Origin of the sequence: Haloarcula pellucida, from assembly GCF_014647235.1 — an archaeon.
In the GTDB taxonomy this organism is placed as follows: domain Archaea; phylum Halobacteriota; class Halobacteria; order Halobacteriales; family Haloarculaceae; genus Haloarcula; species Haloarcula pellucida.
Map to the genome: position 1 here is coordinate 251,986 of NZ_BMOU01000005.1, position 22,518 is coordinate 274,503.

At 68.2% G+C, this 22,518-nt stretch carries 28 protein-coding genes; 17 read left to right on the forward strand and 11 right to left on the reverse strand.

What is annotated here, in order from left to right:
• Positions 1-23: 23 nt before the first annotated feature.
• Positions 24-878: a sulfurtransferase gene (locus tag IEY28_RS15900; protein ID WP_188999976.1), complete on the reverse strand. Its 855-nt coding sequence runs from the start codon at positions 876-878 to the stop codon at positions 24-26.
• A 267-nt stretch (positions 879-1,145) separates the two neighbouring features.
• Between IEY28_RS15900 and IEY28_RS15905 the strand changes: the two genes are divergently transcribed.
• Positions 1,146-1,931 (forward strand): sulfurtransferase, encoded by a 786-nt coding sequence (locus IEY28_RS15905; RefSeq protein WP_188999978.1) that lies wholly within the window; start codon positions 1,146-1,148, stop codon positions 1,929-1,931.
• Positions 1,932-1,960: 29 nt separating this feature from the next.
• Here the strand turns inward: IEY28_RS15905 and IEY28_RS15910 are convergent, their stop codons facing one another.
• Together IEY28_RS15910 and IEY28_RS15915 are read right to left on the reverse strand one after the other, a co-directional pair.
• Positions 1,961-2,965, reverse strand: a complete 1,005-nt coding sequence (locus tag IEY28_RS15910; RefSeq protein ID WP_188999980.1) for an AI-2E family transporter — start codon at positions 2,963-2,965, stop codon at positions 1,961-1,963.
• A 63-nt stretch (positions 2,966-3,028) separates the two neighbouring features.
• On the reverse strand, positions 3,029-3,709 hold the full coding sequence (locus IEY28_RS15915; RefSeq protein ID WP_188999983.1) for a class I SAM-dependent methyltransferase: 681 nt from the start codon (positions 3,707-3,709) through the stop codon (positions 3,029-3,031).
• 93 nt (positions 3,710-3,802) lie between these two features.
• Here IEY28_RS15915 and IEY28_RS15920 point away from each other — a divergent pair, with 93 nt between their 5' ends.
• From IEY28_RS15920 to IEY28_RS21030, 3 genes are all read left to right on the forward strand, one after another.
• A complete protein-coding gene (locus IEY28_RS15920) occupies positions 3,803-4,246 on the forward strand; it encodes a DUF2391 family protein (protein ID WP_188999985.1) in 444 nt (147 codons plus the stop codon).
• 45 nt (positions 4,247-4,291) lie between these two features.
• On the forward strand, positions 4,292-4,870 hold the full coding sequence (locus IEY28_RS15925) for a DUF7090 family protein (RefSeq protein WP_188999988.1): 579 nt from the start codon (positions 4,292-4,294) through the stop codon (positions 4,868-4,870).
• A gap of 90 nt (positions 4,871-4,960) precedes the next feature.
• Positions 4,961-5,119 (forward strand): DUF7563 family protein, encoded by a 159-nt coding sequence (locus IEY28_RS21030; RefSeq protein ID WP_044952319.1) that lies wholly within the window; start codon positions 4,961-4,963, stop codon positions 5,117-5,119.
• Between the two features lie 82 nt (positions 5,120-5,201).
• Here the strand turns inward: IEY28_RS21030 and glmM are convergent, their stop codons facing one another.
• Entirely contained in the window at positions 5,202-6,524 is a 1,323-nt protein-coding gene (glmM, locus tag IEY28_RS15930) for a phosphoglucosamine mutase (protein ID WP_188999991.1), read from the reverse strand.
• Positions 6,525-6,573: 49 nt separating this feature from the next.
• Complete coding sequence (locus IEY28_RS15935; protein ID WP_227015706.1) at positions 6,574-6,744, reverse strand: hypothetical protein; 171 nt, start codon at positions 6,742-6,744, stop codon at positions 6,574-6,576.
• A 59-nt stretch (positions 6,745-6,803) separates the two neighbouring features.
• Between IEY28_RS15935 and rpiA the strand changes: the two genes are divergently transcribed.
• Complete coding sequence (gene rpiA / locus IEY28_RS15940) at positions 6,804-7,484, forward strand: ribose-5-phosphate isomerase RpiA (protein ID WP_188999994.1); 681 nt, start codon at positions 6,804-6,806, stop codon at positions 7,482-7,484.
• A gap of 42 nt (positions 7,485-7,526) precedes the next feature.
• On the opposite strand, the gene IEY28_RS15945 is transcribed toward rpiA, so the two are convergent.
• Positions 7,527-7,694 (reverse strand): DUF1931 domain-containing protein, encoded by a 168-nt coding sequence (locus IEY28_RS15945; RefSeq protein ID WP_166967753.1) that lies wholly within the window; start codon positions 7,692-7,694, stop codon positions 7,527-7,529.
• A 254-nt stretch (positions 7,695-7,948) separates the two neighbouring features.
• Here IEY28_RS15945 and larB point away from each other — a divergent pair, with 254 nt between their 5' ends.
• The 5 genes from larB (at position 7,949) to IEY28_RS15970 (ending at position 11,201) form a co-directional block, all read left to right on the forward strand.
• A complete protein-coding gene (gene larB, locus IEY28_RS15950) occupies positions 7,949-8,722 on the forward strand; it encodes a nickel pincer cofactor biosynthesis protein LarB (RefSeq protein WP_189000014.1) in 774 nt (257 codons plus the stop codon).
• A gap of 105 nt (positions 8,723-8,827) precedes the next feature.
• The gene (locus IEY28_RS15955; RefSeq protein ID WP_166967749.1) at positions 8,828-8,977 is read left to right on the forward strand and encodes a DUF7563 family protein; all 150 of its coding nucleotides are present in this window, start codon (positions 8,828-8,830) and stop codon (positions 8,975-8,977) included.
• A gap of 27 nt (positions 8,978-9,004) precedes the next feature.
• Positions 9,005-9,292, forward strand: a complete 288-nt coding sequence (locus tag IEY28_RS15960) for a GIY-YIG nuclease family protein (protein WP_189000017.1) — start codon at positions 9,005-9,007, stop codon at positions 9,290-9,292.
• Positions 9,293-9,335: 43 nt separating this feature from the next.
• Entirely contained in the window at positions 9,336-10,724 is a 1,389-nt protein-coding gene (locus IEY28_RS15965) for a phosphoglucomutase/phosphomannomutase family protein (RefSeq protein WP_189000019.1), read from the forward strand.
• Positions 10,725-10,748: 24 nt separating this feature from the next.
• Complete coding sequence (locus IEY28_RS15970) at positions 10,749-11,201, forward strand: pyridoxamine 5'-phosphate oxidase family protein (RefSeq protein WP_189000022.1); 453 nt, start codon at positions 10,749-10,751, stop codon at positions 11,199-11,201.
• Between the two features lie 22 nt (positions 11,202-11,223).
• Here the strand turns inward: IEY28_RS15970 and IEY28_RS15975 are convergent, their stop codons facing one another.
• Genes IEY28_RS15975 through samp2 form a run of 4 tightly spaced genes read right to left on the reverse strand, consistent with a single transcriptional unit; the run spans position 11,224 to position 12,928 of the window.
• Positions 11,224-11,787 (reverse strand): RDD family protein, encoded by a 564-nt coding sequence (locus tag IEY28_RS15975; RefSeq protein ID WP_189000025.1) that lies wholly within the window; start codon positions 11,785-11,787, stop codon positions 11,224-11,226.
• Between the two features lie 45 nt (positions 11,788-11,832).
• Positions 11,833-12,264 carry a GNAT family N-acetyltransferase gene (locus tag IEY28_RS15980; RefSeq protein ID WP_189000028.1) on the reverse strand — a complete coding sequence of 144 codons (432 nt, stop codon included), beginning with the start codon at positions 12,262-12,264 and terminating at the stop codon, positions 11,833-11,835.
• 3 nt (positions 12,265-12,267) lie between these two features.
• The gene (locus IEY28_RS15985; RefSeq protein ID WP_189000031.1) at positions 12,268-12,669 is read right to left on the reverse strand and encodes a peroxiredoxin family protein; all 402 of its coding nucleotides are present in this window, start codon (positions 12,667-12,669) and stop codon (positions 12,268-12,270) included.
• A gap of 58 nt (positions 12,670-12,727) precedes the next feature.
• Entirely contained in the window at positions 12,728-12,928 is a 201-nt protein-coding gene (samp2, locus tag IEY28_RS15990; RefSeq protein ID WP_189000034.1) for a ubiquitin-like small modifier protein SAMP2, read from the reverse strand.
• Between the two features lie 343 nt (positions 12,929-13,271).
• Between samp2 and IEY28_RS15995 the strand changes: the two genes are divergently transcribed.
• The 4 genes from IEY28_RS15995 to IEY28_RS16010 all read left to right on the forward strand — a co-directional run bounded on the left by IEY28_RS15995 (position 13,272) and on the right by IEY28_RS16010 (position 18,781).
• Positions 13,272-14,249: a replication factor C small subunit gene (locus IEY28_RS15995; RefSeq protein WP_189000037.1), complete on the forward strand. Its 978-nt coding sequence runs from the start codon at positions 13,272-13,274 to the stop codon at positions 14,247-14,249.
• An 89-nt stretch (positions 14,250-14,338) separates the two neighbouring features.
• Positions 14,339-14,962 carry an archaellin/type IV pilin N-terminal domain-containing protein gene (locus IEY28_RS16000; RefSeq protein WP_189000041.1) on the forward strand — a complete coding sequence of 208 codons (624 nt, stop codon included), beginning with the start codon at positions 14,339-14,341 and terminating at the stop codon, positions 14,960-14,962.
• Between the two features lie 47 nt (positions 14,963-15,009).
• Complete coding sequence (alaS, locus tag IEY28_RS16005) at positions 15,010-17,793, forward strand: alanine--tRNA ligase (RefSeq protein ID WP_189000059.1); 2,784 nt, start codon at positions 15,010-15,012, stop codon at positions 17,791-17,793.
• An 88-nt stretch (positions 17,794-17,881) separates the two neighbouring features.
• The gene (locus IEY28_RS16010; RefSeq protein ID WP_189000062.1) at positions 17,882-18,781 is read left to right on the forward strand and encodes a DUF4013 domain-containing protein; all 900 of its coding nucleotides are present in this window, start codon (positions 17,882-17,884) and stop codon (positions 18,779-18,781) included.
• Here IEY28_RS16010 and IEY28_RS16015 read toward each other — a convergent pair.
• A complete protein-coding gene (locus IEY28_RS16015; RefSeq protein ID WP_189000065.1) occupies positions 18,769-20,631 on the reverse strand; it encodes a cation:proton antiporter domain-containing protein in 1,863 nt (620 codons plus the stop codon). The two genes, IEY28_RS16010 and IEY28_RS16015, sit on opposite strands and share 13 nt — an antisense overlap.
• An 83-nt stretch (positions 20,632-20,714) precedes the next feature.
• On the opposite strand from IEY28_RS16015, the gene IEY28_RS16020 reads away from it, so the two are divergent.
• The 3 genes from IEY28_RS16020 to IEY28_RS16030 are packed head-to-tail and all read left to right on the forward strand — an operon-like array spanning position 20,715 to position 22,493.
• A complete protein-coding gene (locus tag IEY28_RS16020; RefSeq protein ID WP_189000067.1) occupies positions 20,715-21,491 on the forward strand; it encodes an alpha/beta fold hydrolase in 777 nt (258 codons plus the stop codon).
• A gap of 26 nt (positions 21,492-21,517) precedes the next feature.
• Positions 21,518-22,045: an NINE protein gene (locus IEY28_RS16025; protein WP_220639412.1), complete on the forward strand. Its 528-nt coding sequence runs from the start codon at positions 21,518-21,520 to the stop codon at positions 22,043-22,045.
• Positions 22,038-22,493: a DUF2085 domain-containing protein gene (locus tag IEY28_RS16030; RefSeq protein WP_189000070.1), complete on the forward strand. Its 456-nt coding sequence runs from the start codon at positions 22,038-22,040 to the stop codon at positions 22,491-22,493. Before IEY28_RS16025 ends, IEY28_RS16030 begins: the two co-directional genes overlap by 8 nt.
• Positions 22,494-22,518: the final 25 nt, after the last annotated feature.

Genomic DNA, 22,518 nt, shown 5'->3' on the forward strand with positions numbered 1-22,518 from the left:
CCGATTCGGGTTACTTCGCTAGCTCAGTTGCCCTTCTCGATGGGAGCGCCGACGAGGTTGCCCCACTCCGTCCAGGAGCCGTCGTAGTTGATGGTGTCCTCGTAGCCCAGCAGTTCGTGGAGCGCGAACCAGGCGACGGAGGAGCGCTCGCCGATACGGCAGTAAGCGACGGTCGTCGAGTCGCCGTCGATGCCGTACTCGCCGTAGAGGTCTTCGAGTTCGTCGTAGCTCTTGAACGTGCCGTCGTCGTTGGTCACGGCCGCCCACGAGATGTTCTCCGCACCGGGGATGTGGCCGCCGCGCTGGGCCGTCTCCTGCAGTCCGGGGGGTGCGAGGATCTCGCCGGAGTACTCCTCGGGCGAGCGAACGTCGACGAGCGGAACGTTGCGCTCGATGGCGTTGTCGACGTCTTCTCGGTAGGCGCGGATGGACTCGCGCGGGCCGGAGGCCTCGTAGTCGACGGCGGAGAACTCGGGCACTTCGTCGGTGAGTTCGTAGTCGTTCTCGACCCAGTACTCGCGGCCGCCGTCCAGCAGTTTGACGTCGTCGTGGCCGTAGTATTTGAACTGCCAGTAGGTGTAGGCGGCGAACCAGTTGGAGTTGTCACCGTACAGGACGACGGTGGAGTCCTCGCTGATGCCGTGGGAACCCAGCAGGTCCTCGAAGTCCTCCTTCGAGAGGATGTCGCGGGTGGTCTGGTCCTGCAGGTCCGTCTCCCAGTTGAACCCGATGGCGCCGGGAATGTGGCTCTCGTCGTACAGTTCTGTGTCCACGTCCACCTCTACGAGGCGGTGGGCGGGGTCGTCGCTCTGGAACTCGTCCAGGTGCTCGCTGACCCAGTCGGCCGAGACGAGCACGTCGTTGGCGTAATCAGTCATTGTGCGATCAACCATTCGACTACCACACATATATTACCACGAGTGGCGGCATGTACGGCCACTCCTCCCCCGTGACGGCATATGTTGCCCCTATCACGCGAACGCATATTGTGAACGGCACGCATCCGTAGAGAGCGGACCGGAAGATGCGGCCCCGACCTGTCCAGTCCACAGAGCCAGCGCGGCATACATCCGGCAACAGTTGCCACCACCTTCGACCAGCCCCGATGAGAGTCTTCAAGCGGCCCGAGTGGGTACGGACGGCCAATGACAGACATCGTCTCCGCGGACTGGGTCGCCGACCACCGCGAGGACTGTCGCATCGTCGACGTGCGCGACGCGTGGGAGTACGACGCCCTCGGCCACCTGCCGGGCGCCGTGAACGTCCCGTTCGACCGGTTCCGCACCGGCGAGGGCGAGGCGGGGATGCTCCCGAGCGAGGACGACTGGGCGTCGCTGCTTTCGGAGATCGGAGTCACCGGCGACGGCGACGTCGTCGCCTACGACGACCACCACGGCGTCTTCGCCGCGCGCTTTCTCGTCACGGCGGAACTGCTCGGCCACGACCCAGAGAAGCTACACCTCCTCGACGGGGACTTTTCGAGTTGGCAACTCGAACGCGAGACGACGAGCGACGCCCCCGAGGTAGCGGCCACGGAATACGTCGTCTCCCCGCCCGAATCGTCGCCGCTGGTCGGCCCCGACGAGGTGTCCGCCGCGGCCGACGACCCCGAGGCAGTCCTCGTCGACACCCGCGAGGACGAGGAGTACGCCGAGGGCCACATCCCCGGGGCCGTCCTGCTCGACTGGCGCGAACTCGTCGACGACGAGACGCGCGGCCTCCTCGCCCGCGAGGACGCACTGGCCGTCCTCGAATCGGTGGGCATCGTCCCGGAGAAACGCGTCGTCCTCTACTGTAATACCGCCCGTCGCATCAGTCACACCTACGTCGTGCTCCGGCACCTCGGCTTCGAGGACGTCGACTTCTACGAGGGGAGTCTGACCGAGTGGGAAGCCGAGGACCGACCGTTAGAGACGGGCACGGACGAGTAAGACGCGTCCTCGCATCGAAGCGTCCTCGCTTATCCCAGCGCCTGCTGTTCTGGTCCCCGTTCCGCCGCGAGCAGATTCGCCGTCTCGGCCAGTAGCGCGACGACCACTGGACCCGCGATGAACCCCACCAGCCCCAGCGACAGCACCCCACCGGTGAACCCGACGAAGTAGAGGCTGGCGGGCATCCCCGTCGTGTAGCGGGCGAGGCGGGGACGGATGACCGCGTCCGGCAGGAAACCGACGAGGGCCAGTCCCAGCACCGTCACCAGCAGTGCGCCGACGACGTCGCCGGTCACGACGTCCGCGGCGGCGATGGCGACGACCACCACACTCGGCCCGACGACGGGGACGAACTGGAGGATGCCAGCGACGACGGCGAGCGAGAACGCGCTGTTGTACCCCAGCATCCCGAACACCGCCCACGCCATCAGGAAGGTTCCGAAGGCCGTCGCGGCCTGCAAGACGTAGATGGCGTACAGCGTCCCGCGCAGGCGCTCGTGAAAGCGCGTGACGAGGTCGTGATACGGTCGTGGAATCGTCCGATACAGCACCTCGCCGGGCGCGCTGGGTCGCCAGAGCATCGCGTAGACGAGTATCGTAAAGAGGACGATCTTCAGCGCGATGATCGGCGTCTCGCTGGCGAGTGCAACAGCGACGGCCCGCAGACTTTCGCTGAGGCCGGCCAGCGTCCTCTCGATGTTTATCGGGTACCGGAATCCGCCGACGACGATCGTGACACTGTCCGGGAGTTGTTGGAAGAACGCGAACAGGTCGCGGCGGCGACGGTACAGTACGGCGGCCGGCGGGACGAGGACGAGCGACCCCCCGACGAAGGCGATGACCGTCGTGACTGCGGCGGCGAGTCGCTTCGAGAGGCCGTGGCGTACGAACCACTCCGAGAGCGGAAAGAGGACGTAAGCGACGGTGATCGCGAAGAAGACGGTCGCCAGCACGCTCGACAGCAACACAGTCGTCAGGAGCGACAGCGCAACGAGCAAGCCCGCGAGTACGTACGTCCGCTGGCGAGTAACCACGACCTATCTTTCGTATCGCCCGTCAAAAACGTTCCCGCAGTTGACAGCCAAGCGAAACGAGACTCAGGGGGCGACGCCGACGGTCACGAGCGTCCCGAACTCTCGGTAGCGCTCGACCATCGCCTCGCGCGTGTCCCACTCCTCGGTCGGGAACTCGCTTTCGGGCGGAATCTCGATGTCGCGGTCCGGAACGTTGTCCTGTACGGCGACGGCGAGTCCCGCCTCGCGGAACGCGTTACGGTACTCGGCGGCGCTCCAGCGAGTCATCGGGACGTCGACCAGTTCGTCCCACGCGTGAGAGTGGACGTTCTCTTCGTAGTAGTTCACGGCACAGTGGAACGTGCCGTCGGGACCGAGGACGCGGGCCACCTCCTCGAGGACGGCGTCGGGGTCGCTCGCGTAGTAGAACGCCTCCATCGAGACGCAGTGGTCGACGCTGTCAGTCTCGAACGGCAGGTGCTCGAAGTCCCCGACGAGGTAGCCCACGTCCGGGTCGTCGGTGTACGATCGTGCGTTCTCGGCCATCGCCGGCGAGGCGTCGATGCCGTAGGCCCGGCCCGCGTCCTTCGTCTCTTTGAGGGCGCGGCCGGCGTAGCCGCTCCCACAGCCCAAATCGAGGACGGTGTCGCCCGCTTCGACGGGCATCCGGGCCAGTACGTGCTTGGCGGTGTGCCAGTGGCGGTCCTCCATCCCGCGGTCTTTTCCACGGGCCGCCCAGTCGTCGAACTCGTCGCTGACGCTCATACGCGTACTGTGTGTGGCCGGGCAAAACGCCCTTCGACTCCGTCCGGCGACCGCTCCGGGAACGTTATCACACCGGGCCGTCCACGAACGGGTATGCGCCGCCGTCGCCCCCGGTACCGTATCGCCGACACCGCACAGCAGGTCGTGGGCGGGTTCCTGCTGGCCGGTCCGTTCGTCGTCACCGAGGAGGTGTGGGTGCTGGCTGCGAACATGACGACGCTCCACGCCGGACTGGTCGCCGGCATCGTCTTCGCCATCGGCTACGGCGCACTCTACAAGGCCGACGCGGACCGCGACCTCGACCGCGAGGCCGAAGTCGCCGGCGTCCCGATACGGTTCGTCTCGCTGATGGTCGTCGCCTTCGGGTCCGTCGCCGTCCTCGCGATGGTGTTTACCGCCCCCGATACGTTTCTCGTCGACGGCGGGATTCTCCCGGACCCGACGCCGATGGCCGTCACGGTGACGACGCTGAAAGCCATCTCCGTCGGCGCTATCTTCAGCGTCGTCGGCGCAGCCACCGCCGACAGCGTGTTCTGAGCGATACCCGCAGACTTAATGACTGTCGCCCCGCGTTTCGGGTACATGGAGTATACGCTGGCCATCGACAACACGCCGGACACCGTCGAGGGCGGGACCGGTATCCTTCTCCTGCACCCCAGCACCGGCGAGACGGACCGACTCGACACTGACTTCCTGTCGACGGACACCGACGCGATGCTGGTCATCTCGACGCGGACCACTGCTCGCGAAGTCAAACAGAAACTGGAGTACTACGAAGTCGACGAGGACACGGCCACCATCCTCGATACCCTCTCCGTCGAGCGCGGGTACACCCGCCGCCAGTCCGAGAGCGTCCGTTATGCCTCTGCTCCGGACGACCTGGAGGGAATCGTCGCCGAGACGGAGACGTTCTTACAGGACCACGACGGCAAACTGCGCGTGAGTTTCGACTCGCTGACCGAACTCATCTACTACGCCGACGAGGACCAGGCCATGGAGGCCGTCGAGGACATCCTCGAACTGCTGGAGGAGTACGACGCCGTCGGGATGTTCCACCTCGCGGAGGGCGTCCACGACGAGGCGACCGTCGACGAGTTTCGGGCCCTGTTCGACGGCGTCGTCGAACTCGTCGAGGACGGCACCGTCACCAGCGAGTTCTGAGGCCACGGCGCCGACCCCCAATCGTCGGGTGTGTCATCAATTACCAAAGTGCCAACAATTAAGGCGCTATAGACCGTCGTTCGTACCTGTATGCCGGAATGCCAGAACTGCGGCAATTTTGTAACGGCCGACTACGCGCGTGTCTTCACGCCGAATGGGGTCGAGAAACCGCGGGTCTGCCCGCAGTGTGAAGACAAGATTCGCGACGGGGCCGACGTCCGCGAGGCCAGGTCCACGCGACGCGGGTAATCGAACTGGGGCCGAACGGTCGGTTCTCTCGCCCGGACTGTCTCTTTTCGGGTGTACTCACTGGCGGTGAATGCCGACAGCGTCAGGTCCGCGCGTCGGACAGCAGGTCCCGCGCCGTCGCCAACGCGTCGTCGGCGCGGTCGGCGTCGCGGGCCTCTGCGGTGATCCGAACGAGCGGTTGGGTCCCGCTGGCCCGGAGGAGGAACCACGCGTCCCCGAGGTCGACGCGCACGCCGTCAAGCGTGGTCACGTCGTCGAACTCGTCGAGGACCCGCTCTCGAACCCGGTCCATCACCGCACCCTTCGCGTCGACGCCGACGTTGTCCCGGCGGATGGGGTAACTCGGGACCTCCGCGGCCCGGTCGGCAAGCGGTCGGTCGGCGTCCAGCGTCACCGCGGTACAGGCCGCAAGCGGCCCGTCGGGACAGAGGGTGTGGTCGGGCCATATCCACGCGCCGCTTGGTTCGCCGCCGAAGGCGACGCCCTCGGCGCTTGCGGCCTCCGCGACGTAGACGTCGCCGACGGGCGTGTACTCCACGTCGACGTCGATTTCGGCGAGGTGGTCGCCGACGGCGAGACTCGTGTCCACCGGGACGGCGACCCGGTCACCGGGGCTGGCGGCGGCCCGTGCAAAGAGCGCCAGCAGGACGTCACCGGAGAGGTAGGTGCCGTCGCCGGCCACCGCACGCATCCGGTCGGCGTCGCCGTCGTGGGCGATACCCACGTCGGCGTCGGACTCGGCGACCAGCGTCGCGAGCGACTGGCAGTTCTCCGGGGTCGGTTCGCTCGGTCGGCCGGGGAACGCGCCGTCGGGTTGGCCGTTCAGCGTCTCGACGTGACAGCCCATCGCCTGCAAGACGTCGGCGGTGACGCCGCCAGCGCCGTTACCCACGTCGACGAGGACGTGGCTGGAAAGCGAGTCGCGGTCCAGTTCCGAGCGAATCGTCTCGGCGTGGCGGGTGCGAGCGCCCGTCGCCCAAGATTCGAGGGTCCCGCACTCGTCCCAGTCGGCTGGGTCGAACGCGCCGTCTTCGAGACGCTCCTCGATGGTCTCGCGTCGCTCGGCGTCGAACGCCTGTCCGGACGGTTGCCAGAGTTTGATGCCGTTGTCCTCGGCCGGGTTGTGACTCGCCGTGATGGAGACGCCGGCGTCGGCCGCTTGCCACCCGACCGCCCGACCGACCGTCGGCGTCGAGGCGAGGCCGACGTCTACGACGTCTGTCCCGCTCTCGCGCAGGCCCGCGACGAGCGCCGACTGGAGGAACTCGCCGCTCTCGCGCGGGTCCCGCCCGACGACCACGCGGTCGCTGTCGACACCCAGTGCGCGGCCGACGGAGAGCGCGAGGTCAGCAGTCACCGTCTCGCCGACCGGTCCGCGAATGCCACTCGTCCCGAATAGTGTCATACTCGGGTCCCCGAGTGGCGGCGGAAAAAGGATACCGGGACGGGACGAGTCACTCCGGCGACCACTCGCAGGCCGCACCGGTCGTCAGGTCCTCGGCATCGACGTGGGCCGACAGGCAGCCGTAGTTGCAGAACTGCGCCGTCGGTGTGCCACCCGCCTCGGCCGAGAGATACAGCGGATCGTGGTCCTCGACCGGGCGCCCGCAGTACGTACACTCCATATCTGGGCCGAGCGGTCCGAGCAACAAACGTTTTGTCCGCGTCCGCGGCATCTCCGCACATGAAACAGGGCGGCTCCGACGCGGCGAAGCGCGCGGCCGGCGAGGCGGCGGCCGAGACAGCCGAAGACGGGATGGTAATCGGGTTGGGGACCGGTAGCACCGCGGCCCACGCGATTCGGGCCATCGGCCGGCAGGTCGACGCCGGACTGGACGTGGTCGGCGTCCCGACCTCCTTCCAGTCCCGCGAACTCGCCCGTACCGCGGGCATCCCGCTGGCTGACCTAGACGAGGTGACAGTCGACCTCGCCATCGACGGCGCTGACGAGGTGGCCGGCGGCGACCTCGTGAAAGGCGGCGGCGCGGCCCACGCCCGCGAGAAGATCGTGGACGCGAGCGCCGACCGCTTCCTCGTCGTCGCAGATCCCACGAAGATGGCCGAGACGCTATCGTACCCGGTTCCACTGGAAGTGCTCCCCGCGGCACGGACCACCGTCGCCGAGTCGGTCCGGGAACTGGGCGGGGACCCGGACCTTCGACGGGCCGAACGGAAAGACGGGCCCGTCGTCACCGACAACGGCAACCTCGTGCTGGACTGTGCGTTCGGCGAGATAGCCGACCCAGCGGCGCTGGCGGCAGACCTCGCGACACTGCCGGGCGTCGTCGAACACGGCCTGTTCGTCGACGTGGCCGACGCCGTCTACGTGGGCAGCGAAGACGGCGTGACGGTCAGAGAGCTGTAGCTGTCCGGCTGACGTCGAAAGAAAGACTGCTCGGAGACGACCTTACAGGTCGCGCGGCTGGACCGTCTTGCGGTCGTTCTCCTCGGCTCGTCGAGCGGCGTCGGCGAGCAGCTCCTCGACCTCAGCGTCGAGAGCATCGTAGAAGTCCGAGGCCACGTTCATGTTGTCGAGCTCTTCCTTGACGGCGGCTTTGACGATTAGGTCTGCCATACAACCCTGTGTAGCGTAGGGGTCACTTATATACTTTCCCCAATGCGATGGCTCTCGCCGGTATTCACGGGGGTCTGAGACGTTTTTGGCCGTCGGCCCCTATATAAATAGCCCCTGAGTCGGATATATCAGGGTCGATAGCCCTCCACGGGCGGGAATCGAAACGAGATACGCCGAGTATCGGCGTCTGGAGTGCTCGCGCGCGCCCGGCCCGGACCGACGGATAGGAGTAGCCGGCCCCCCGAAGAGGGGACATGCGCGACCTACTCGATGCAGTCGCGGCGGGCGAGGTCACCCCCGCCGAGGCCGAAGCGGAACTCGCCGGTTACGCCACCAGCGGTGCTGGCCGGTTCGACGCGGCCCGGGAGACCCGTTCAGGCGTCCCCGAGGCGGTGCTCGGCGACGGCAAGACGCCCGGGGAGATCGCCGACCTCGCGTCGACGGCCGTCGAGACGACCGGCAGAGCGATCGTAACGAGAATCGACCCGCCAGCGGCCGCCGCCGTCCGACGCGAACTGGCGACCGACGCACCCGAGGCGACGGTCCGCTGGTCCGAGCGGTCGAACTGGCTGGTCGCGACCGCCCCGGAGTTCGAGCGTCCGGACCTGGACGCGACGGTCGGCGTCGTCACCGCCGGCACCTCCGACGCCGTCCCGGCCGGCGAAGCGGCGATGCTGGCCGCCGAGATGGGCGCGGCGGTCACCCGTATCTCGGACGTCGGCGTCGCCAGCATCGCCCGGACGATAGACGCCGTGGACCGCCTTCGCGATCAGGACGTCCTCGTCGTCGCCGCGGGCCGCGAGGGGGCGCTTCCCACCGTCGTCGCCGGCCTCGTCGACACCCCCGTCATCGGCCTGCCCGTCTCGACTGGCTACGGGCACGACGGCGCGGGCGAGGCCGCGTTCTCGGGGATGATCCAGTCCTGTACGACGCTCTCTGTCGTCAACATCGACGCGGGCTTCACCGCGGGCGCACAGGCGGGCCTCATCGCACGACAGGTCGCCGATGCACGGGGTGACGATGTGTAAGAGCAGACCCGTTTCTGGGAGAGAATACCCACACATTTGGGTAAACGAATATCCCTCTGGCAACCCTTCTCACGTACGTCGGCGGTGGTGTCGCCGACGAACACGATGCCTGAATGTGACCATTGCGGCGCGCACGTCTCAGACCAGTTCGCCCGTGTGTTCGCTGACGAGCGCGGACACATCCGGGCCTGCCCGAACTGCTCGGCCAACGCTGGCATCGCCGAGGTATCGAGAGAGCGCGCCCACCAAGTGTGAGGCCCACTGGGCCGCCCGCATCGTGCGATGACCACCACGCGGAGCCCTGTTCACTACGCCTACGTGCTGCGGTGTAGTGACGGAAGCTTTTACGCCGGCTACACGACGGACGTCGAGCGCCGAGTGCGTGAACACGACGCCGGCGACGGGGCGAAGTACACCCGCGGCCGGACGCCGGTCGAACTCGTCCACGTCGAACGCTTCCAGTCGAAGTCCGCGGCGATGCGCCGCGAGTACGAGATCAAACAGCTCTCGCGCACGCAGAAGGAACGGCTGGTCGAGTCCTCGGACGCCGAAGCGGACTTCGACACGTGAGCCGACGGGTGATTTTTTCACCGCCCACCGAGAGGTATCGGGTATGGACGACGACGACGCCGCGGCGATCACGTTCGGCACCGACGGCTGGCGAGCGACCTTAGACGAGTTCACCGCGCCGCGCGTGCGGATGGTCGGACAGGGCGTCGCGACGGCGCTGCGGGAACACGGCCAGAGCGGGACGGTGGCCGTCGGCTACGACGCCCGCGAGACGTCGCGCGGGTTCGCCGAGGAACTGTCTCGCGTGCTGTGTGCCAATGGATTCGACGTACTCGTCCCGGACCGGGACACGCCGACGCCCGTCGTCGCGTGGACGGTCACAGAGCGCGACCTCGCCGGGGCGCTCCAGATAACGGCCAGTCACAACCCGCCGGCGTACAACGGCGTGAAGTTCGTCCCCGCGTCCGGCGCTCCCGCACTCCCAGCGATGACCGAGGACATCGTGGCGAACCTCGGCGACCCCGACCCGCTGCCCGAGAGCGAGTGGGGCACGGTCACCGAGACGGACCTCGTCGGCGACTACGCCGACCACGCCATCGACTACGTCGACGCCGACCTCTCGGGCCTCTCGGTGGCCTACGACGCCATGCACGGGAGCGGTCGGGGCGTCACCGACACCCTCCTCGAACGTGCCGGCGCGGACGTGACCGCCCTGCGCGACGAGCGAGACCCCGAGTTCGGCGGCGGGTCCCCGGAGCCAGCGGCCGAGAACGTCGAGGAGTTGATCGCCCGCGTACGCGAGGGCGAGGCCGCCCTCGGCGTCGTCAACGACGGCGACGCCGACCGCATCGGCGTCGTCACGCCCGAGCGCGGCTATCTCGACGCGAACCTCTTCTTCGCGGCGCTGTACGACTACCTGCTGGAGTCGCGGTCCGGCGACGTGGTCCGGACCGTCTCCACCTCCAGCATCGTCGACCGGGTCGCGGAGGCCCACGGCCAGTCTGCCCACGAGGTGGCGGTCGGGTTCAAGTGGGTCGCCGAGGCGATGGCCGACCACGATGCCCTCATGGGCGGCGAGGAGTCGGGCGGGTTCGGCCTCACCGACCACCTCCGCAACAAGGACGGCGTGTTGCTGGCGCTGGTGGCGGCCGCCGCCGAGTCCGAGGAGTCGCTTGACGCCCGCGTCGACCGCTTGCTCGACGACCACGGCGAGATTCATCAGGGACGGGTCAGCGTCGACTGTCCGGACGACCGGAAAGAGCCGGTGCTTGACGCACTGGAGGACGAACTGCCCGACTCGGTGGCCGGCGAGAGCGTCGCCGATGTCAACACCGTCGACGGGTTCAAGATACGGCTCGCGGACGATACGTGGGTGCTGGTCCGGCCATCGGGGACGGAGCCGAAACTCCGCGTCTACGCCGAGGCGGGCAGCGATACGCGGGTCACGGAACTGCTGTCGGCGGGCCGCGGACTGGTCGCCCCGCTGGTTTAACCCGACAGCGCGCGTTGGTCGGGCATGGACCCCGACGTCGAGTTCGCGTACACCGAGGGACTGACCGAGGCCGAGGTGGAGACGCGCCTGCGCGACGCCACGGACGGCGTCCTCGCGCTGGCCGACGACGGCGACGCCTACGCGATTCCGGTGTTTCACCACTACGAGGACGGGTCGCTGTACGTCCGACTGGGCGAGACGCCCGACAGCCGGAAGGCCGCCTACGTCGAGACGACCGACACCGCGACGTACGTCGTCTACGAAGCCGAGACGACGAGCGACGACGCCGAACAACACGGCTGGAGCGTCGTCGCCCGCGGGCCGATACGGGCAGTCCCGCCGGACGACCCCGCCTACGACGCCGTCACCATCAACGACCGATTCGCACCCATTCGGGTGTTCGACGAGGCGCTTGACGAAGTCGAACTGACGCTCTACGAGTTGCGCATCGAGGAACTGGCCGGTCGGTCGAACTGACAGCTCTTCCGGTGAGACGCCGTCAGGCCGTCGATTCGACCACGAGCGTGTTGGCGATTCGGTCACCGAGTCGCTGGGCGTCGTCGTCGGTGAACAGCAAGAGCGCTTCGACGGTCAGCCACCCACCCATCAGCAAGAGTGCGAGGACGAACCCAACGAAGGGGATGAAGACGCTGGCGAGCGCCATCAGCGGGAGGGGCGCGAGCAACACGGCGGTCCGCTGTATCGTCTGGTCTCGCGTGACCGGGCCACCGTCCTCGCCGACGAGGACGACGCCGGCGACGCGCATCCCCAACGTCTGGCCGCCGTCGGTGAGGAAGTAGACGAAGTACCCGCCGACGACGAGGCCGATGACGGCCCACTGAAGTAAGGAGAGGGCGAAACCGAGGGCGACCATCCCCAGCATCGTCCCGGGACTGTCGACGGTGGGCGCACCCATCGCCCCGCCGGTAGTAACGAGCATCCTGACGCCGGTGAACACCACCCAGACGACGACCGTCGCGACGGTGAGGAGGGTGAAATCGAGGAGGAAGCCGAGGACCCGGTCGTCACGCACCGACGCCGGGTCGGGGTTCTGTGAGGACATGGCTCGATAATTTCGTCTCGTCCGAGTGTGGAAAGACTATCGCAATCAGCCGTCGGTCGAGCGCGTCCCCCGCCAGCGACCGGCCTCGTCGACTGCCTCGACCGTGAACCCGAGGCCCTCGTAGAACGGTTTCACGTCGGCGTCGAACGCCGCCGTCAGCCGTCCTCGGCGCTCGACTGCGGCCTCGACCAGCGCTGTCCCGATGCCCTGCCCGCGGCGACGGCGGCGAACTGCGACGGCCGCGACGTGTTCGTCGTCGAGGACGAGTGCGCCCAGCACTCGCTCGCCGTCCGCCGGGGCCCGCGGGCCGCTGGCCCGCTCGTCAGACCGAGTGCGCTCCCCGCCCTCGCACGCGACGAGCGCCCCGTCCTCGGCGATACTGGCCCGGACCGTCTCGACGTCGATAGAGAGCGCCGCGCCGTCGAGGACGTTCATCACGTCCGGCAGGTCGGCCACTGTGGCGTCACGAACGAACATGGGTCAGCGAGTCCGAGCCTCGTCGGCGGCATCGAACAAGTCGTCGACGCTGGGCCGGTCGAACGTCGGTTTGCTCCGGTAGGACCACGCTACCGCGGGGCCGTCCCGAAGGTCGACGAGGACGGCCTCGGGCATCCGGCCGAGGAAGTCGCTCCAGTCGCCCGGAAAGCCGAAGCGAACCGGCTGGTCGTACGCGTTGCCGGCCGTCGCCTCCGGATCGGCCACGATGGGATACGGCGGGTCGTAGCTGTCCTGCCACTCCCGAACGCGCTCGTGGGGTTCCGACACGATGGAGACGGCTTCGGTGTCCCGGTCGGCGAACTCGTTGTCGGCGGCGAGCGCCGACGGCGGGTCCGGTCCGGGGCCGACGTTGGGCACGGAGAAGTCGGTCGCCTCGATGGACATAGCGTAGCGTAGGGCTCGACGGGCAAAAACGGGGGGTCGTGAGTGGCTCGCCGCCCGCTCAGCCACCCTTGATGAGTCTGACCACGCGTACGTGGTCGGCCTCGACTGGCTGGTTCGTCGGGACCGTCTTGTCGTCGACGAGCACCGACACCGCGTGTGGCGAGAGCTCTAGGGGGGCCAGCAAGTCGGCGTAGGTGGCGTCGTCGTCGACCGTGAGGTCGTGGGTCTCCTCGCCGGCCACCTCCACGGTGACGTCCATGGCCGTGTGTATCGGGATGGACGGCTTGAGTGTGTCGGCTAGCAGTAGGCGACGAGTGGACGGGGTCGAGAGGGAGCGAGATCGTAAACAGCCAGAGAGCCCGGAGGCTTTCAGTCCAACCCGATTGAACGGTCCATGGGGTTGGACTGAAAGGGGCGGTCGGCTACGCGAACCCCGGCGACGCAAGGACCGCAGGAACGAACGCAGTGAGTGACGAGGAGCGCAGCGAGCCGCGGGAGCGTAGCCGTCCGGGGCTTTCTGGCGGGTCACGGAGTGCTCACGAACGCTGCATCCGAACACTGCTAGCGGGGCGTTTAAGGCTAGCCCGCGCCTCCCACCGAGCATGAGTGAGGCCGAGTCCGAGTCGCGGGCGGGACGCGAAGAGGTGTGGATAGAGAAGTACCGCCCGGAGTCGTTAGACGACGTGATGGGCCACGAGGACATCGTCGGCCGCCTGCAGAGCTACGTCCGGCGCAACGACCTCTCGCACATGCTGTTCTCGGGGCCGGCGGGCACCGGCAAGACCACCTGCGCGACGGCCATCGCCCGCGAACTGTACGGCGAGGACTGGCGCGAGCACTTCCTCGAACTGAACGCCTCCGACGAGCGGGGTATCGACGTGGTCCGGGACCGCATCAAGAACTTCGCACGGACGAGTTTCGGCGGCGTCGAGTACCGCATCATCTTCTTAGACGAGGCCGACGCGCTGACGAGCGACGCCCAGTCCGCACTCCGCCGGACGATGGAGCAGTTCTCGAACAACGTCCGCTTCATCCTCTCGTGTAACTACTCTAGCCAGATCATCGATCCCATCCAGTCTCGGTGTGCCGTCTTCCGGTTCTCGCCGCTGTCGGACGACGCCGTCGAGTCCGAGATACGCCACATCGCCGCCGAGGAGGACATCGAACTCACCGACGACGGCGTCGACGCGCTGGTCTACGCCGCCGCCGGCGACATGCGCAAGGCCATCAACGGCCTGCAGGCCGCCTCGGTCAGCGGCGACGTGGTCGACGAGTCGGCGGTGTACGCCATCACCTCGACGGCCCGCCCCGAGGAGATTCACGACATGGTCCAGTCCGCGCTCGACGGCGACTTCACGGCCGCCCGCGCGACGCTGGACAGACTGCTCACCGAGGAGGGCATCGCTGGCGGCGACATCATCGACCAGTTGCACCGGTCGGTCTGGGAGTTCGACGTCGACGACGAGGCGGCGGTGCGCATCCTCGAACGCGTCGGCGAGACGGACTACCGCATCACGCAGGGCGCCAACGAGACGGTGCAGTTGGAGGCGATGCTGGCGAGTCTCGCGAAAGGGCAGTAGCGGCTTCGCCCCGAAAGCGTCGTTTTCACCCGCGATAATTGCTCACGCAAGTTTATACGAGAGTAGTCGGTTAGTTATCACCAACGGAAATGCACAGTTCGAGCAATCGACGCCGGGGCGAGCGCGGGCAGGTGGGTATCGGGACCCTCGTCGTGTTCATCGCGATGGTGCTGGTCGCGGCCATCGCCGCGGGCGTCCTCATCAACACGTCCGGCTATCTGCAGAACTCGGCGGAAGCGACGGGACAGGGTGCGAGCGACTCGACGACGAACCGGGTACAGGTGGTGAGTGCCACCGGGAGTCACTTCGAGAACAACGCGGTCGGCGTGGTGAACATCACGGTGAAGAAATCCCCCGGAGCGGGCAACGTCGACCTCGGACAGGCGACGGTGCAGTGGGTCGGGCCGAGCGGGTCGTACTACCAACTCGCAGAGAACGGCGCCTCGGGGAACCCCGACGGCCGGTTCGGGGTCGCCGTCGTGCAGGACGACGACTCGCCCGCGTCGTCGCCGGTGCTGGACTCGACAGAAGACCGTTTCACCATCGCGCTGGACCTCGGGAACCCCGACCTACCCGGCGCGACGGAGTTCGGCAAGAACTTAGCGGAAGGTGAGACGGCGACAGTCCGCATCACGACCACCTCCGGCGCGACGACGGTGAAGCGAATCGTCGTCCCGGAGACGCTCTCCGGCGGGTCGGCCGTCGCGGTGTAGCCCCCCTTCGGAACTGTTTTACCCGCTGCTGGGCCAACACTACGCCAATGAGTGACCTCGACGAGGCCTACCAACTCGACTACTTCGACGAGGCCGGATTCCATCGACAGGAGTGTCTGGAATGTGGCGACATGTTCTGGTCGCGCGCGGACCGCGACACCTGCGGCGAACCGCCCTGTGCGGAGTACGGCTTCATCGACAACCCCGGGTTCGACGAGGAGTTCTCCCTCTCGGAGATGCGCGAGGCGTTCCTCTCTTTCTTCGAAGCGCGTGATCACACCCGCATCGACCCGTACCCGGTCGCCGCCAACCGCTGGCGCGACGACGTCCTGTTGACCCAAGCCTCGATCTACGACTTCCAGCCACTCGTTACCTCGGGGACGACGCCGCCGCCGGCGAACCCGCTGTGTATCTCGCAACCGTGTATCCGGATGCAAGACATCGACAACGTCGGCAAGACGGGCCGGCACACGATGGCCTTCGAGATGATGGCCCACCACGCGTTCAACGCCAAGGAGGACATCGAGGACCCCGAGGAGTACGCCTATCAGGGCGAAGTGTACTGGAAAGAGGAGACGGTCGCGTACTGCGTCGAACTGTTCGAGGAACTGGGCGCCGACGTCGACGAACTCACCCTCATCGAGGACCCGTGGGTCGGCGGCGGCAACGCCGGGCCGGCCTTCGAAGTCATCTACGAGGGCGCGGAGCTGGCGACGCTCGTCTTCATGTCCCTAGAGCAGGACCCCGACGGCGAGTACGAGATGAAAGACGGCAACCGCTACTCGGAGATGGACACCTACGTCGTCGACACCGGCTACGGGCTAGAGCGGTGGACGTGGGTCTCGCAGGGCACCCCCACCGTCTACGAGGCCGTCTACCCCGACATGATACAGTTCCTCAAGGACAACGCCGGCGTCGAACTGTCCGAGGAGGAGGAGGCCATCGTCCACAACGCCGCGAAACTCGCGGGACGGATGGACATCGACGAGGCCGAGGACATCGAGGCCGAACGCGACACCATCGCCGAGGCTGTCGGCGTCAGCGTCGAGGAACTGCGCGACCTGATGGGGCCACTGGAGGACATCTACGCCATCGCCGACCACTGCCGGACGCTGGCGTACATGCTCGGCGACGGCATCGTCCCCTCGAACGTCGGGACGGGCTATCTCGCCCGGATGGTGCTGCGCCGCACGAAGCGACTGGTCGACAGCGTGGGCGTCGACGCCCCGCTTGACGAGCTGGTCGACATGCAGGCCGAGCGCCTGAACTACGAGAACCGCGACACCGTCCGCGACATCGTCCGCACGGAGGTCGAGAAGTACCGCGAGACGCTCGATAGGGGCGGCCGCCGCGTGCGCCAACTCGCCGAGGAGTACGCCGAGACGGGCGAACCGATTCCGACCGAGGAACTGGTCGAACTGTACGACTCCCACGGCATCCAACCGGACATGGTCGAAGAGATAGCCGCCGAACGCGGCGTCGACGTGGACGTGCCCGACGACTTCTACTCCGTCGTCGCCTCCCGCCACGGCGGCGGGGACGACACCGCAACGGCCGAGGGCGTCCCGTACGCCGACCGCCTCGCAGAGCTTCCGAACACCGACCGACTCTACTACGAGGACCAACAGCGTACCGAGTTCGAGGCCGTCGTACTGGAAGTGTTCGACCGCGACGACGGCCGATTCGACGTGGTGCTGGACCAGACGATGTTCTACCCCGAGGGCGGTGGACAACCGCCGGACCACGGGACGCTGGCCACCGACGACGTGACCGCCGAAGTCGAGGACGTCCAGCGCTACGACGACGTCATCCTCCACACTGCCGACGAGGACCCCGGTAAGGGCGAGTTCGTCCGCGGGCAGGTCGACGCCACCCGCCGGAAACGCCTGATGCAACACCACACGGCGACCCACATCGTCGTCCACAGCGCCCGACAGGTGCTGGGCGAGCACGTCCGGCAGGCCGGCGCCCAGAAGGGCGTCGACTCCTCGCGCATCGACGTGCGCCACTACGAGTCGGTGACCCGCGAGCAAGTCAAGGAGATAGAGCGGTACGCCAACGACCTCGTCCAGGACAACGTCCCGGTCACCCAGCAGTGGCCCGACCGCAACGAGGCCGAGGAGAAACACGGCTTCGACCTGTATCAGGGTGGCATCCCGGCTGGCGAGCAGATTCGGCTCATTCAGGTCGCAGACGACATCCAGGCGTGTGGTGGGACCCACGTCGCCCGGACCGGCGACATCGGCGCCATCAAACTGCTGGGCACCGAGCGGATCCAGGACGGCGTCATCCGGCTTACCTTCGCGGCCGGCGACGCGGCCATCGAGGCGACCCAGCGCACCGAGGATGCCCTCTATGCGGCCGCCGACGTCCTCGACGTCGCGCCCGAGGAAGTACCCGACACCGCCGCGCGGTTCTTCGACGAGTGGAAGGCCCGCGGGAAGGAGATAGAGGACCTCAAGGAGCAACTCGCCGAGGCGCGAGCGTCCGGCGGCGCCGACACCGAGGAGGTGGACGTCGACGGGACGACGGCCGTCGTCCAGCGCATCGACGCCGACATGGACGAGTTGCGCGCACAGGCCAACGCCCTCGTAGAGAAGGGGCAGATAGCCGTCCTCGGGTCCGGCCGCGACGGCGCGCAGTTCGTCGTCGCCGTTCCCGACGGCGTCGACGTGGACGCCGGCGAAGTCGTCGGCGAACTGGCCGGCCGCGTCGGCGGCGGCGGCGGCGGCCCCGCGGACTTCGCACAGGGCGGCGGCCCCGACGGCGACGCACTCGACGACGCACTCGACGACGCCGCGGAGATTCTCCAGTCCGTCGCGAACGTCTGAAAGCGACGCGAGTCGCCGCCGTTCGAGTTCGTACCGCGACCTCTCGCGGGGAAAGAACGATACGCCTGCCCCCAGATACTAGCACCATATGCCGTACTGTACGGCCTGCGGGGCCGCCGTCAGGACCACCGACGCCTTCTGTCCGGAGTGTGGCACGAAGCGCCACGAGCCGGACGGAGAGGTGTCGATGCCGTCGACCGACGAGCGAGCGGACCAGCGCGCCGCGGAGCCGGGTGGTTCGGCGGCCGACGAGCGACCCGGCGAGACGGCCGAACCGGCCGAGGAGGCGAGTCCGTTCGAGCGCGATAGCTTCTCGTTCGGGCTCTCGTATCCAGTCAGTGACGGGTACGAACCGTTTCTCCTGGGGAGCATCTTCGCACTCGTCGGGTCGATGATACCGTTCGTGGGCCTGTTCACCAACGGCTACGCCTTCCAGTTGGCGGGCGCGGCCGCGAGCGGACGGCCCGACCCGCCCGGGTTCGACGCCTTCGTCGACCTGTTCGTCGACGGCCTCAGAGCCACCGTCGCCCTCCTCGTCCTCTGGGGTGGGACCGCCATCGTCGGAGCCGCCGTCGCGGCGGTGGCCGAACAGGTCGGCCTCGCCGGGGGCGTCCGTGACCTCGCCGTGGCGCTCGTCGCGTTCGCCGGCCTCTATCTGACGCCGGCCGTGCTGACCGCCTACGCGGCGACCGGGCGGTTCCCCCGCGCGTTCTCCGGCCGCTACACCGGGGCCTTTGCCACCTCGAAGGAGTATCTGGAGGCGTTCGCCGCGTGGGTCCTCCTCCTCGTGATGGCGACGGTGCTGTGGCTGGCGTCGATACTGACGCTCGTCGGGCCGGCGTTCGTCGCGACGTACGCGAGCTACGCCTTCGCGGCGTTCTGGGGCTATCACTACCGGGAAGCAGCCAACGCGGGCGTCGTCCCGCCACTCGCGGCCGACGACGAACGGGAGCAAGCGGCCATCGGCCCGACGAATCAGTCGCCCTGACAGTACTCCCGGGCCTCTCGGAGCGCGTCGTTCGTCTCACAGATGAGCGTGAGGTGGTCGCCGGTCGAGAGCGTGAACGCGCCGTCCGGGACGCGGTCCTCGCCGTCTCGACTCACCATCGCCACCAGACAGCCCGAGGGCAGGTCGTCGGTCACCGCCTCGACGGGCTGGCCGGCGAGGGCGTCGTTCCGGAGTTCGACTTCGAGGACGTCGCCGGTCCGGCCGGCGTCGGCCAGCCAGTGGCTCAGGGCCGGCCGTTCGATGGCGTCGTCGATGGCGTCGGCCACCGCGAACCCGGCGGAGATGGGTTCGACGTCGAGGTCCTCGAAGGCCGCGAGGTTGTCCGGCTGGTTCGCCCGCGCGACCACGGTGTCGACGTCGAATCGGGTCGCCGCGAGTTGGGCGACCAGCATGTTCACGTCGTCGTCTGCGGTGGCCGCGACGACTACGCTGGCCCGCTTGGCGTCGGCGGCGTCGAGGGTCGACGCGTCGGTCGCGTCGCCGTGGACCGCACGGTGGCCGGCGGCGCGCACTCGCTCGACGGCCGAGGCGTCCCTGTCGACCATGACGACCTCCTCGCCGCGGGCTTCGAATCTGTCTGCGAGTTCTGTTCCGACACGACCGGCACCGACGATGAGCGTGTGTGTTGGCACGATATCCAGCGCCTGTGCGAGATGACGGGCCAATCCCCCTTGAAAGATGACGGTGGCGAAGATGACCGAGAAGACGGTCCCGACGAGCACCGTTGCGGCCGTCGGGTTCGTCGGCCGCAACTCGATGGCGAACAGCGTCGCGACGCTCGCGGGGACGATCCCCCGAGGACCGAGTAGGCCGATGAACAGGCGCTCGTTGGTGGCCAGCGACCCGCCGACCGTCGCGAGGAGCGCGCCGAGCAGGCGGGCGAAGACGACGACGACCACGACGACACCCAGTCCGGCGACGCCGAGCGCACGGAGGTCGTCGAGTGACAGGAGCGCCGCGAGGACGATGAAGACGAACGAGAGGACGAACAGCGTCACCCCGCCTTTGAATTCCGCGATGAGTTCCCGGTGGGGGATGTCGCTGTTCCCGAGGACGAGACCGGCCGTCGCCGCCGCGGCGATACCGGCCTCCGAGAGCAGCGACCCGGCGATGGCGAACGCGGCGAGCGCCGCGGTCAGGACGACCAGCCGAGCGCTCTGGGTCGCGGTGTCGGCGGCAAGTCGGAGGCGGTCGAGCAACGTCGCGACACACCAGCCGACGGCGGCCCCGACGGCCACGCCGACGAACAGTCGGAGGAGGAACGCCTCGACGACGACCAGCGGCGTCGGGCTGTCGGCGACGACGAACTCGAAGGTAGCCACCGCGAGGATGGCCGCGACCACGTCGTTGATGATGCCCTCGGTCTCCAGTGCGGCGGCGACCCGGTCACGGACCGGGACGACCTGCAGGATGGGCGTGATGACGGTCGGCCCAGTCGCGACGAGTAACGATCCGACGAGGACGGCGACGGCCCAGTCGACGCCGAACACCACTCGGACGGCGGTCGTCGTGCCGACGAGCGACAGCAGCGCCCCCACGGTGACGAGTCCAAGCGCCTCGCGGGATGCCTCGCGAACCCGGTCGACGGTGAGGTGAAACGCGCCCTCGAAGACGATGATACCGACGCTGAGGCCCACGATGGCCTGTAGCCCGGCTTCGCCGAACAGTTCCGGGCGCACCACGCCGAACCCTTGCGGGCCGACGAGAACCCCCGCGACCAGCAGGAATCCGACGCTGGGGACCTGTAGCCGGTCGGCGACGAGTTGTGCGGTGACCCCCAGTCCGGCGACGAGCACGACAGCACCGACGAGTGACGTAGCAGTGGACACGACTCGGGAGGGGGTTGGTGGTGATACGTGTTAAGCGGTAGCGATCGAAAGAGCCACCGGCGGGCCGGACGAACCGCCGGGTGATGCCGACTGCAACGAACCGCGGCGTGTCGCTGCACTACGAGACCGACGGCGACGGACCGACCGTCGTCTTCGTCGGCGACGTGGGGTACGGCGCGTGGCTCTGGGGGTGGCACTACGACGCACTGGCCGGCCCCTACGAGACGGTCGTCTGGGACCTGCGCGGCACGGGCGACTCCGACGCCCCCGCCGGCCCGTACGACGTGCCGACGCTGGCGGCCGACCTCGAAGCCGTCCTCGCCGACCACGGCGTCGGCAGTGCCCACCTCGTCGGCGCCGGCCTCGGCGGCATGATAGCGCTCCGCTATGCCCACGAGTACAACCGGGCGCGGACGCTGACGCTGTACTGTACGGCGGCGTCGGGCGACGCCGTCGACGCCGACGCGCTCCGGTCGCTCTCGCTGGACGCCGGCGACACGGCGTCCCTCGACGGCGCGTTCTCCCCGGCGTTGCGCGAGGCCGACCCGGCCCTCGTCGAGCGCGTCACCGAGTGGCGGCGGGCCGACGACGCGACGGGCGAGGCGTTCGCGGCACAGGCCGCGGCGGCGACCGGGTTCGAGGCCCCGCCGCTGTACGAGGTGACCCAGCCGACGGAGGTGTACTACGGCGTCGAGGACCCCGTCGTGCCCGTCGAGGCAGCCGCGTCACTCGCGGACGACCTGCCCCGTGGGACCGGCGAGGCCGTCGAGGGACGGCACTGCTGTTACGTCGAACACGCGACGGTGCTGACCGACCGCCTGACGGCGTTCCTCGACGAGCACACCGACCACGAGGTTTAACCCGTGCGCCGTCGATTGCGGTAGATATGTCCCCTGCCGACGACGCCTCCTCCGACGACGAGGACCCGGCGGACGAGACGCCGGACGAGGGAGCGACCGACCCAGACCCCGAGGAGCGCGAGACGGCCGACGAGACGCCGGACACCGACTCGATGGCAGAGTACGACCCCGAGACCGGGGAGCGACTCGACGAATCGACGGGCGGCGCGACCGGGGCGTCCTCGCCGGGCGACGGCTCGAAGTACTGCCACGCCTGCGGGACCGAAATCGCCGCGAGCGCGGCGTACTGCCCGGACTGTGGCGCCCGACAGAGCGACGTCGACGCGGGTGAGTCGGGCGACGGCCGCGACGTGGACCGCGTCACGGCGGGCATCTTCGCCATTCTGCTGGGTGGCCTCGGCATCCACCACTTCTACCTCGGGAACGTCGGGTTGGGGGTCCTCTACCTCTGTTTCTCGTGGACCTTCATCCCGGCGCTCGTCGGCGTCATCGAGGGTATCATCTACCTCACGAAGACCGACGACGAGTTTCAGCGCCAGTACGGCGGTGAGTGAGGCGGCGAGCGTGGACCGCCGTCGCGAACTCCGTCGCGGATTGGCCGCGACGCTCCCGTACCTCCTCTCGCATCACATCCCCGCGGAGCGGCATCGCTGTCACCGACTCGCCGTCGGTGGGCGGACGCTCCACCTCTGTGCCCGCTGTTCGGGCATCTATCCCGGTATCGCGCTCGGGGTCGGCGTCTTTCTGCTCGGCGTCGGCCGCGGAGCGTGGCTCCCGGTCGTCGCGTTCGGACCGCTCCCCGCGCTCGTCGACTGGGCAGTGACGACGGTCACCGAGCGACGCGGGACGAACGCCGTCAGGACGGTGACGGGCGGACTGCTCGGCGTGGCGTACGGCCTCGCGCTCCCGTGGGTCCTGACCACGTGGCGACCGGTCCTGCTGGCGATTGCCGTCGGATACGGCGCGCTGGTGGCGGCCGGCCTGTGGCTGACGTCCGAGTGAACGGCAGTTCCTGCCGTGGATGCAG

Coding starts and splice junctions, on each gene's coding strand:
- glmM (WP_188999991.1), bottom strand. CDS start 6,524: ATGACACTATTCGGGACGAGTGGCATTCGCGGACCGGTCGGCGAGACG.
- IEY28_RS15905 (WP_188999978.1), top strand. CDS start 1,146: ATGACAGACATCGTCTCCGCGGACTGGGTCGCCGACCACCGCGAGGAC.
- IEY28_RS16000 (WP_189000041.1), top strand. CDS start 14,339: ATGCACAGTTCGAGCAATCGACGCCGGGGCGAGCGCGGGCAGGTGGGT.
- IEY28_RS15995 (WP_189000037.1), top strand. CDS start 13,272: ATGAGTGAGGCCGAGTCCGAGTCGCGGGCGGGACGCGAAGAGGTGTGG.
- IEY28_RS15925 (WP_188999988.1), top strand. CDS start 4,292: ATGGAGTATACGCTGGCCATCGACAACACGCCGGACACCGTCGAGGGC.
- IEY28_RS15920 (WP_188999985.1), top strand. CDS start 3,803: ATGCGCCGCCGTCGCCCCCGGTACCGTATCGCCGACACCGCACAGCAG.
- IEY28_RS21030 (WP_044952319.1), top strand. CDS start 4,961: ATGCCGGAATGCCAGAACTGCGGCAATTTTGTAACGGCCGACTACGCG.
- larB (WP_189000014.1), top strand. CDS start 7,949: ATGCGCGACCTACTCGATGCAGTCGCGGCGGGCGAGGTCACCCCCGCC.
- IEY28_RS16020 (WP_189000067.1), top strand. CDS start 20,715: ATGCCGACTGCAACGAACCGCGGCGTGTCGCTGCACTACGAGACCGAC.
- IEY28_RS15970 (WP_189000022.1), top strand. CDS start 10,749: ATGGACCCCGACGTCGAGTTCGCGTACACCGAGGGACTGACCGAGGCC.
- IEY28_RS15945 (WP_166967753.1), bottom strand. CDS start 7,694: ATGGCAGACCTAATCGTCAAAGCCGCCGTCAAGGAAGAGCTCGACAAC.
- IEY28_RS15980 (WP_189000028.1), bottom strand. CDS start 12,264: ATGTTCGTTCGTGACGCCACAGTGGCCGACCTGCCGGACGTGATGAAC.
- rpiA (WP_188999994.1), top strand. CDS start 6,804: ATGAAACAGGGCGGCTCCGACGCGGCGAAGCGCGCGGCCGGCGAGGCG.
- IEY28_RS15975 (WP_189000025.1), bottom strand. CDS start 11,787: ATGTCCTCACAGAACCCCGACCCGGCGTCGGTGCGTGACGACCGGGTC.
- IEY28_RS15960 (WP_189000017.1), top strand. CDS start 9,005: ATGACCACCACGCGGAGCCCTGTTCACTACGCCTACGTGCTGCGGTGT.
- samp2 (WP_189000034.1), bottom strand. CDS start 12,928: ATGGACGTCACCGTGGAGGTGGCCGGCGAGGAGACCCACGACCTCACG.
- IEY28_RS15985 (WP_189000031.1), bottom strand. CDS start 12,669: ATGTCCATCGAGGCGACCGACTTCTCCGTGCCCAACGTCGGCCCCGGA.
- IEY28_RS16025 (WP_220639412.1), top strand. CDS start 21,518: ATGTCCCCTGCCGACGACGCCTCCTCCGACGACGAGGACCCGGCGGAC.
- IEY28_RS15935 (WP_227015706.1), bottom strand. CDS start 6,744: ATGGAGTGTACGTACTGCGGGCGCCCGGTCGAGGACCACGATCCGCTG.
- IEY28_RS15900 (WP_188999976.1), bottom strand. CDS start 878: ATGACTGATTACGCCAACGACGTGCTCGTCTCGGCCGACTGGGTCAGC.
- IEY28_RS15915 (WP_188999983.1), bottom strand. CDS start 3,709: ATGAGCGTCAGCGACGAGTTCGACGACTGGGCGGCCCGTGGAAAAGAC.
- IEY28_RS15955 (WP_166967749.1), top strand. CDS start 8,828: ATGCCTGAATGTGACCATTGCGGCGCGCACGTCTCAGACCAGTTCGCC.
- IEY28_RS15965 (WP_189000019.1), top strand. CDS start 9,336: ATGGACGACGACGACGCCGCGGCGATCACGTTCGGCACCGACGGCTGG.
- IEY28_RS16010 (WP_189000062.1), top strand. CDS start 17,882: ATGCCGTACTGTACGGCCTGCGGGGCCGCCGTCAGGACCACCGACGCC.
- alaS (WP_189000059.1), top strand. CDS start 15,010: ATGAGTGACCTCGACGAGGCCTACCAACTCGACTACTTCGACGAGGCC.